Source organism: Candidatus Dormiibacterota bacterium, assembly GCA_035635555.1.
Lineage (GTDB): Bacteria > Acidobacteriota > Polarisedimenticolia > Gp22-AA2 > Gp22-AA2 > Gp22-AA3.
In genome coordinates this window covers 41,275-51,467 of record DASQAT010000058.1, presented here as the reverse complement: position 1 = coordinate 51,467, position 10,193 = coordinate 41,275, and the positions used below count along the sequence as shown (strand labels likewise).

At 66.0% G+C, this 10,193-nt stretch carries 2 protein-coding genes; one reads left to right on the top strand and one right to left on the bottom strand.

Annotated features, from left to right (window positions below; genetic code table 11):
• Positions 1-544 (top strand): hypothetical protein (locus VEW47_17740; protein HYS07023.1); only part of this gene is annotated, 544 nt, incomplete at its 5' end.
• Positions 545-632: 88 nt separating this feature from the next.
• On the opposite strand, the gene VEW47_17735 is transcribed toward VEW47_17740, so the two are convergent.
• Complete coding sequence (locus VEW47_17735) at positions 633-9,764, bottom strand: thrombospondin type 3 repeat-containing protein (GenBank protein ID HYS07022.1); 9,132 nt, start codon at positions 9,762-9,764, stop codon at positions 633-635.
• Between the last annotated feature and the right edge of the window lie 429 nt (positions 9,765-10,193).

The window sequence follows — 10,193 nt, the reverse complement described above, 5'->3', positions numbered from 1 at the left end:
CGCCGTCGGACCGCTGCGGCGCAAGGGACGGCTCACCCCGAGGCAGCGGCGGCTCAGGGCCGAGCACGAGGCTCTCCACGGCCGTCGCCCGTCCCAGTCCCATAGGGCCGTGCACGAAGTCCTCAGCCGCCTGCGCCGCGTTGCTCCCACCGCGCCCGTCGTTCTCGAGTCGGACCAGAAGCCCCTGTACGGCCGGCTCGGCAGGGAACTCCTCGGGACTCGCTTCGTCTGGCGCACCCACTCCGCCTCGATGCGCCGCGACCGGGGCAACCCGCTGTTCCCTATCAACCACACGAACGCCCGGCTGCGCCATTTCCTGGCGCGCCTGCGGCGCCGTACCTGGTGTGTCAGCAAAAAGCGCCTGTGGCTGCAGGCCCATCTCGCTATCGCCACGCTGTGGTCGAACTTCTGCCGCGGCATCACCAACCGCACCGGCACCACCCCGGCCCAGGCCGTCGCCATCGCGCCGAGACCGTACCGCCCTGAAGAGGTCCTCGCCTGGAGGCAGGACTGGGGCGCCTTCAGCCCGCCCATCGACCCATGACTCACCCGGTCGATCCGCACGCTTGTCGGGCATTTTCCAAAAAAAAAGGGGGGCCCAAAAAGGGCCCCCCCAGAGTTACCTCCCGCCGTTACGGCTGGCAGGCCGTTGCCGATGCCGGCGTTGCGGAGCTGTTCACAGTGGCCGCGGTGAGGCAGGTGCCCGTGCCGCACGTGGCGCTGGAGAAGCACGCCGCGTTCGGAGTGGCACCACCGAAGCACCTGTTCGGCTGCACCAAGCCAAGCGCGCCGTTGAGCACACCAGGCACCGCACAGTTCGCCACGTAGAAGGTGGCTGCACCGATGGCGGGGTTCGGATCCGCCGTCTGGTCCAGTGCGGGTGTGGGGTTGGCCGAGTTGTTCCGGAAGCATGTGGTGGCGACATGCTGCCAAGTCGGACCGAGACCCACGAAGCCGTTGCCCGTGCCCAGAGTCGTAACACCGCCCTTGTAGATATCCAGCGAGCCTCCAGCGGGGCTGAAGGTCAGGGTTGTGGTCTTGGTCGTGCCGCCCACGTACGTGACGCCTGTGTTCCCTAGCGACAGGCCGCAGTCCGAATCGGTGTTGACTCCGTCATAGATGGCGAGCTTGACAGAGGCGCCGTTGACACTGGTGCAGGAGGTATCCGAGCTGCAGCGAACCTGGACACGGTAGGTCGGGCTGTATTCAGTGGCCGTATCCCTGTAGACCGGATTGCTGCTCCAATCCTGGACCAGACTGCCGTTCTTGGTGAACTGGAACTGCGCACCGCCGCTCGTGCATCCTCCGGGGATGCTCGATGCGGCCCCGGTGACGAGGATCGACTGTCCTGCCACGGGCGACAGGCTGGCTCCGAACACGTTCCCCTGCAGGTCTGTCACCTTGATCGCCGGGAGCGTCCCCTTGTCCGTCGAGGAGGCGTTCTCGTCGCAGTTTGCAAGCCCGGTGGGGCAGCTGCCCGGGACCGGCGGCTTCGGGTCGGGGTCGGGTGTGACCTGAGCCGTGACCACGCCGGTGATGTCGATATTGTCGAGCCACCAGCCGTCGTCATGCGGCGTATCGCTCCATCCCGGGCCACGCTCGAAGTACGAATCGGATACGTTGTCCAGGCTCCAGGTCTGGGCGATCCACCGGATCCGGATCCGCTGACCGAGGAAACCGTCCAGGTTGAACTTGGACTGGACCCAGACGCCCGTGCCGCCGGGATCGACGACGCCACCGGAGCAATTGAAGGCCTGGCTGGCGCCCGTGCCGCCAGCGCTGCCGCAGTGCGACCAGGCGCGCTCGTTGAAGCACATCGTTTCGTGCACGCCACGCGGAGCGGGCGGAGCCGTGCCCGTGTCGACCGGCGTGATCTCGCAGTACTGTGGCCCGAAGTTGCTCCACGCACGGACCTGCTTGTCGTAGATGTTCTGGAACGGCGCCAGAGTCGACCAGGGGCCCCAGTCATCCACCGCCGGGTCGTGGTTGCGGTCGGTCTGAATCTGGACCAGGGCGCAGTCGTGGCACAGTCCCACACCGCCGCTGACGGCGTCGCCGCCGACGATGTCGACGATGTGGTAGAACGACAACTTCAGATCGGACGCGCTGCGCGGGGCGTAGGCCATGTTGATCGGATTCGACTGCAGGGCCTGCAGAGTGCGCAGGTGCGTCGAGTCGCCGTTCGCGGCCGAAGCTGAATCGAAGTGCGCCCCCATGTGCAACGAGTTTGGCGGCGTGAACGCCCTCTGACCGTCGGCCGGCGTCTGGTAGGAGCAGCCGCCGACGCACGGGACATGGCCCCCCGCGCCGAAGCCGCCCGGCTCGGTGTTCGGACACTTGCCGGTGGGCAGGCCGTCCGCGGTCGGGCAATGGAAGTGCCAGTCCATCGGGAAGTTCGGCTGCAGGATGCAGGCGGGGTTCCCCTGGGCCGGTGTGGAGTACCCGCCGCAGGCGATACCCGCGACCACGTCCGTGCCGACGCCCGTCGCGCTGCCATGGATGTAGGTGGCGTGGCCGACGAGACCCGAGCCGGCGTCCTGCAGCCGGAAGATGTCGTCGGTCGAGAACTTGCCGTCGCCATTGCGGTCCGTGTCGAAGGTCTCTTCCAGCGTGCCGTCATCTGTGTTGCCCGGGATGCCGTCCGGTCCGGCGATGAACGTCTCGCTGCCGCCACCTGCTATGTCGAGGTCGGCCAGCAGGTCGAAGCACGCCGTACCTCCGAGGACCTCGTTGGAGATCGCGGTGACGCAGAGGTGGATCTTGGCGGTGCTCGCGGCCGTGCTCTCCAGAGTGTTCTTGGCGCGGAACGTGAAGCTCGATCCGGTCTGCAGCGGCGTCAGGCTCCCGAGCAGGACCGAACCACCCGCCGGCAGATCCCCGGCCACGATTCTGGGGAACGTGATGCAGTCGACATTCGGATCGGAGGACGTGAGAACGAAGCTCGCCCCCGTCAGGGCCTTGCCGTTGTTCTGGACTCGGACCTGCACCAGCCCCGTCTCGCCGGGATCGGGGAAGAGATCGTGGTCGCCGTCGATGTCGGTGTAGACCGCCTGCAGGACCGACAGGTTGGCGAGGTCCACCTGCTGGCAGGCCACCGTCCCGGCGAAGGAGACCAGGTCGTCCGGAATGCCGTTGAAGTCATCGTCCAGCGATCCGGCCGGGTCGCAGGCATCCCCCAGGCCGTCGCGGTCGCTGTCGAGCTGCCGGTTCGTGGTCGGAATGATCGCCGGGTTGGCGATGTCGGGGCAGTTGTCCACGTTGTCCGGCACGCCGTCGACGTCGGCGTCGTCGTCGCTGATGGAGCAGTTTGCCGACGGAGCGTGACGCACCTCGGTCTGGCACGTGCCGCCCGCAGGGCAATCGGTGTTGCTCGTGCAGGTTGTCGCCGGCGCGTTGCTGCAGATCTTCACCACCGTGAGGAGGCCGCAATCGCCGTCGCAGGAGTCACCCAGACCGTCCCCGTCGAGGTTGCGCTGGTTGCCGTTGGACGACAGCACGCAGTTGTCAGCGACGTCGAACCGTCCGTCGCCGTCGAGGTCCTGTGTGCCGCTGGAGCACGCAAAGCCGCGGACTTTGGAGCAGGTGCCGCCTCCCGTACATGTCGAGTCCGCCAGGCAGCTCACGCCATTATTGGTGCCGTTGACGCAGACTCCGGCCTGGCTGGAATTGTAGACGTCCGGGCAATTGTCGGTGCCGTTCTCCACACCGTCGCCGTCCACGTCGTCGAACTCGCAGGCGTCACCCACGCCGTCGGCGTTCGCGTCGTCCTGGCTGGCGTTGGACACGCTCACGCAGTTGTCGCACAGGTCGCCGACACCGTCGAGATCGGCGTCCGCCTGCGTGGGGTTGTAGATGAGAGGACAGTTGTCCGTCGCGGTGTTGACGCCGTCACCGTCCAGATTGTCGAACAGGTCTTCGCCCGCCTGACCGTCGCCATCACCGTCGCAGTTCGGGTCGAGGTAGTAGACGATGAACTGCACGTCGGTGCCGGCCTGGACGAAGACGTTGTTGGACGTGTTGGAGGTCCCGGAGAAGGTGACGTTGCCCCTGAACAGACCGCCCCCGACCGACGCCAGCGTGTAGCGCTTGGTGTTCGGCTTCAGGACGGTGAACCGGGACGTGGAGAAAGTGTCCGAGTCGCTGTCGCTGACTATCATGACCTGGACACTCGCGGGCGGTGCGCCAGCCAGCTTCGGGTCGTCGACGGTGATCTCGACCGACTCTTCGCACTCGTACAGGCTGGTGCGGTCGACCGTGATGGTGGCGCACTGGCCTCCGGCCGGGTTCCCTGGCGTCCCAAACCGACTGCAGGCCGGAGCGTGTGGCGGGGCGAAGGCCGACTCGTCCTTCGGGTGGAACTCGTCCCACTCGAAGACGACGTCGTCCAGGCCGAAGCCGTAGTCCTGGGCCAGAGTGAGCGACTCGATGCTCCAGAAGCCGAAGGCGATCCCCCAGCGGTTTCCGGCCGGGCCCGCGTTGTAGATGCCGCCCGTGCCCTCGGGGGACGAGGTCCCGAACAAGGTTGGAACGGAGAACCCGCCCTCGAAGCCGACGAGCGTCTCTTCGAAGTTCCGGACCGGCCCGGCGATCGTGATGCTCTCCAGCGTGCAGGTGCCGCCACCGGCGCAGTCCGTGTTCGACTGGCAGGGACCACCGGGGTTGGTGCCGCCGGTGCAGACGCCCTGAACAGCCGAGCCGGGCTGCGGGAACTTCTGGTAGTCCTGGTCAACTGCCGGCGGGATGGGAGAAATGCGCGTGGAGCCTCCGCTCGAGGCCGCGATGTTGCCGGTGAAGCCGGTCTCTAAGCCTCCATCGAAGGGGGTGCCGCCGTTCGGGTCGTTGAGCGGGCCGAACGTCCTCTGGTAGGGGAAGTAGCTGCTCGGATCAATTCCGCCGTACCCGAAGCCGTTCCCGGCGGCAAGGTTGACGACGCTGCCGTACGGCCAGACACCGTAACGGGCGTAGTAGTCGTCCAGCTCCTGGTTCAGGAAGTTGTCGGTCGTGTCGTTGTCCAGGTCGTTGTCGATGTTGATAGCCGTCCCGGTGTAGCCCGCGTCCCAGACTTCGTCGTTGACGTTGACTCCAAGCCGCTTGAACTCGACGCCGTACGAGAAGCCGCGAGTGTCGGGGAGCTGATTGACCTTGGCGATGACGGGAGATTGCAGGACGTCGACGACGAGCTCGACCCTGTTTTCCGTCGTGATGGAGTTCGGGACGGAGTAGTTGTCGCACGGGGTGCCGGGGACAGGCGTCGCCACGTCGCCGTCACCCGTGTGCCAGATGCCGAACTTGTTCAACCCGCCGGAGGTCTGGAAGCCGCATATTCCGTTGGTCTTGTACTCCCACATCGGGTTGGCGTTGATGTTCGTCGCGGTGCTCGATGGATGACGAACCGAGAGCCATCCACCGTTGTTGGAGTCGAAATTCCAGGGCACCTTGTCGCCGCCCACCGTCGGCCCCGAGGCGGCGATCAGGATGCCGCGGTCCAGAATGCCGTTCGGAAGGACGTCCGGCTCGGTCGCGTCCAGGACGCCGTTGTTGTTCAGATCTTCGCCGAGGGTGTTGCTGACGAGGGTGCTGCCCGGGCCGATCGTCGTGAACAGGGACGAGAAGGTGACGTCCTCGTCCGGCAGGATGAACAGGAGCACCGGGTCGATGACGTCGGGGCGGTCGATGAGCTGGTTACGGTTCAGGTCGCGCACGCCGCGGCAGGTCAGCCCCGGCCCCGCGAGACAGTCAGTCGAGTAGTGCAGCGTCTCGCGATCGGCGTTGATGACGTTCGTGAACGTGTACGACTGCTGGCTGATCCGCCGCCCCTTGTTCAGGGAGTCCAGCGTCAGCGTCATCGTCACCTGACGATCGGTAATGGCCAGGGCGTTTGCCGCCGCGGCGTTGACGGAGACGTGGAAGTAGGCCCCCTGGGGCTGGCCGGGCGGGATCCGACCCAGGTTCTTCGGCGAGTCGAGAACGGTGATGGCACCCGCGCCGGTCCCGGAGGGGGTGAGGGTGGCCTTCACGTCATCGTAATCGTCCGATCTGTCACCGGGCCAGTCGCGGCCGCGGTTGGACAGCGCGATTCCGTAGGTCAGGACTTCGCCCGCGTCGAGGCTGTCGTCGTTGTCGCAGCCGCCGCCGATCTGGGTCTGGGGACCGAACCCCGCGCTCTGGGTCCCCGGCCTCAGGAAGGTACCGCCATTGTTGGCGATCTGGGGACCGAATCCCTGAGTCTGCGGAATGATGAACGAACTGGTGACGAAGTTCGGCGAGCAGTCGACCTTGACCGAGGCGGTGACGACCACCTGGCCTGGCGGGGCGTAGGTATTGGTGATCGTCATCCCCGTGTCCGCCTCGAGGATGCCGTTGTTCGGCGCGGGGGACGGGACGTTGCGAATCGGGATGGCTGACGATTCCGTGCCAGCGCCGCAGCCACACCCGGCGAACGGGACGTTAGACTCGGTATCGACGATGGCGCCCGCGGCATTGCGGACGACGAACGTGGCGAAAGCGGACGACCTGCTCGCGCCGGCACCCGGAGTAGAGTCCACGATCGTCTCGACCATCGTGTCCTCGCACGAGTACCTGATCTTGTCGAGCGTGACCGCGCTCTGCGGGAAGGCCGCGGGGCCCTTCGCAGGAGGCGGTTCGGCAGCATCTTTGAAGACCGGCCCCGAAACGAGCAGGGCGTACGTTTGTCCACCCAGGTCCAGGAGGCCGTTCGCGTTCGTATCCTCTCCGGCGTCCAGGCGACGGTTGCCGTTCGCATCCTCGTTCGGGCCGGTGATCGTGATCGAACCCGCAACCGCGCCGCCGGCGCCCCTCTTCACCGTGACCCGCCAGGTCCCTGTATAGATCTGAGAATCGGCCGGGCTCGTGTCATTGTTGCGGTCGAAAGTCAGGTGGATAGCTTCCTGTGGATTCCGCGGATCGTGAGTCTCCGGCTGGCCGGACACTCTCGCCAGGGACCACTGGTCGACGAACGGGTTCCTGCTGGATCCGTAGCGGTTCCCGTCATAGAACAAGTTGTCGGTCTCCGAGCCGGCCGGGCAGATGGTGCCATCCGGCTTGGTATCGCCGGCACCCAGACAGTTGTTCGGACCCGGACTCTCGAGCACGAGGTCGAGATCGTTCACCAGCGGTCCGCCGGCGCCGGGGAGAGAGGGAGGATCGGTCCAGGCCAGCCCGACGCGCAGCTGTCCGGCGGAGGCGACCTGACCCCCGTCGGCCGCCACCGCACACTCGGCGGAAGTCACGCGGAAGGTGTGCGTCTGAGACGTGTGCGCGTTGTCGATGGCGAGCTCACCCGTCGCGATGTCGTCCCAGACGAGGAGCCCTTCCGCCGGATACTCCCAGTGCATCGGCCCCGGAGGAGTATTGCCGGCGGTCCATCTCACGCCATTGGCGGGATCGACACCACCGACGCGGAAGTGCTTCGAGAAGTTCGCGAGCGGCAGAACGCTGGTCATCACGACGCGTCCGTAACCCTGCTCGCTGTTCCCCATGAGGCCGATGTTATGGTTCGAGATCGTCCCGAGATCTGCAAAACGCGACCGCCGCAGAATCTTGTCCGGTGTCGTCTTGCCCCCCTCACCCGGGGTCCGGATATTCGTCGTGAACCTGGCCGAGGCGACCATGGCCGCCTTCACCAGGGCGCCGGAGACGTTCGGGACTCGATTCCCCGTGACCTGCGCTCCGGTCGGATAGGCGCCCTGCGCGAAGTAGTCGCGCACCAGGGCTGCCGCCCCAGTGACCGCCGCGGCGCCGTAGGACGATCCGTAGTTCCCCTCGTCGATCGTGGCGTCGACCGGCCCGAGGTTGTCGTCGTCGCGACTGCGGAACCCGGCCACCGACGAGAAGTCGAAGACCCCGGCTCCCAGGTCGCAGCACGGCGCGTCCACGATGGGGGCCATGCGGAGCGACTCAGGCGTCGCGGGACCGCGGGACGAATAAGTCGCCATGTTCGCAAGATTGTCGAAATCCTTGAAGAAGGTGTCCTCGTCCGCGCGGGTGACGCCGACCGTGATGATGTTCTTGGCCGTCATCGGGGGCGGGATCTGGATGTTCCTGACCACGTAGTGGGCCGGGTCGCAGGGCGGTACGCAGTCATCCGTGTCGGTTCCATCGAAGAAGTCCGGAATCACGCGGGGTGTCCAGAAATCGGGCCGGCTCGAGCTGATCAGGACGCCGCTGTTCCCGGCCGGTCCGACGACCGTGAAATCACGGTTGTTGTAGAGGAACGTGTCGATGTCAACCGACTGCTGGAGATACTTGCCGTCGTTCCCCTGGAACTGGACGGTCGAGAAGTTGTCCGGCGCGCCGAAGGGGGTCACGGCGATGTGGACCTCGGTGCCGCCGCCGGTGATCCCGGCGCAGGCACCCGTGCCGCCACTCTTGGGGCAGATGAACTCGCCCAGGCGGGAGGCCAGGCTGCCCGGATCGACGTTGCCGCCGCGCTCCACCAGGGAGTTGAAGGTGCAGCGGCTCTTGTCGGCGATATCAGACACGATGATGCGCGACCGGCGCGCCACACCGTCCAGATTGGAGCCCCGCGGCTGTCCGTTGAGGCCGATGCTCGTGCGGGTGGCGAAGGCGCCGACGCCGGTCGGCCAGGCCGCGATGACCGAGGCGACTATGTTGCCGTGGCTGCCGCCCCCGTCAAGAATCGCGTCGCAGTCATTGCCGTTGTCGCGCACGTTGATGATCGAGTGGATCTTCCGGTGCGCCGGACCGAATGGATTGACGATGGTGGTCACCTGCGTGGCGCTATGTGCGAAGCTCGGAGTGTCCGCGCTGATCCCGTTGTCCAGCACGCCGACGATCTGGGGCGGCACGGCCGCCGTGCCGTTGTTGTAGAACTGCAGCCGGCAGAGACCGGGCGCCGTGCAGCCTGCGTCGGTCGTGCAGGCCTGCGCCGGGTTGTTCGTGCAGAGGAGGGCGCCGCTGCCGCCGCCGTCGAGGCCCGCATCATCGAACGGCCTGGCCTGGTTCGACAACTGGTCGGTGCCGACCTGGACCGCCGGCACGTTCCTGGCGTTGAGGGACATCATTTCCATGCTTTCCTGGATGTTCAGGATGTCCTTGATCCGGGCCAGCTTGCTCAAGGCCTTGTAGTCCGCGCGCACCAGCAGAGCCGAGCCGGCGGGACCATAATCGGAAATGTTTCCGATGCCCGGAACGCGGGAGATCTCCTGCCGCGCGGCGGCCGCGTCACTTCCCGGGACGAGGGACACCTCCAGCAGCAGGTTCGGGTCGACGGCGCGGGCCGCCTCGATGAGCGGTGTTCTGGCCGTTGTGAGGTTGATCTTGTCTCCCGGAGGCATCCCCTGGAAGAAGACGACGTCCGGGTTCTGGCGCATCTGACCGATCTGGCCGGCCGACACGTAAATCAAGAGGGTGGCGTTCTGCCCCACGCTGATGATCCGTGCCGAGGAGCGTATCCCCTCGAGGACGGCATCGAGAGACTTCGAGGACACAGCCTGCGGGCTCAACATGGCGTAGTTGAGACCGGGCGTCAGGGAGCCTTTCGGACCGAGACCCTGCTTCTCCTTCTCGCCGAGGCGGAGCTCCGCCGGCATGGCAGAGAGGAGCGCGTCAGGATTCTTCGGGTCCATGTCACCGATGTTCATCCGCAGGAGCCCGGCGGAATCCCCCTTGGTCCTGGCCGGCCCGTTCTTGAACGCCTGCCCGAAGGGGGAGAACCCCTCGGGACGCAGCGTCGCATGAGGCAGCTGGGCGTGCGAGATTCGCTCGATCTCCAGCTGCTCCATCTGAGCATCGATGCCCCCTCCGTCAGGAAGGGCAACTGGGGCACGGGATGCCCACAGCAGCATCGCCGGTCCGGCCAGTACGAGGCACAGACCCAGGATGATAAGGGTCGTCCGGTTGCACTTTATCTTCGAAAGTGCGTTCATTCTTGTCCTCCTTGGTGGGCTGCGAAAGCTTCTGCGGCGGAAAAAGAGGCCATGACTACCCCCGGGCAAAGCCCGGAGGCTGAAAAAACGGAAGGCGTGAACCTACCGGACCCCTGATCAGGGGAGAGGCAGGCGAATGGGAGCCCCCCCACTACGACCTCACTCAAGTTTTAACGATCCAGCAGTCGGCAGTGCTCAAATTACGGCGAATCTGTTGATGCGCTGCCCATATACGGTGAAGGTCAGAGGCTGTCAAGGAAAAGTTGTGACGGAAGAGAAATCGGG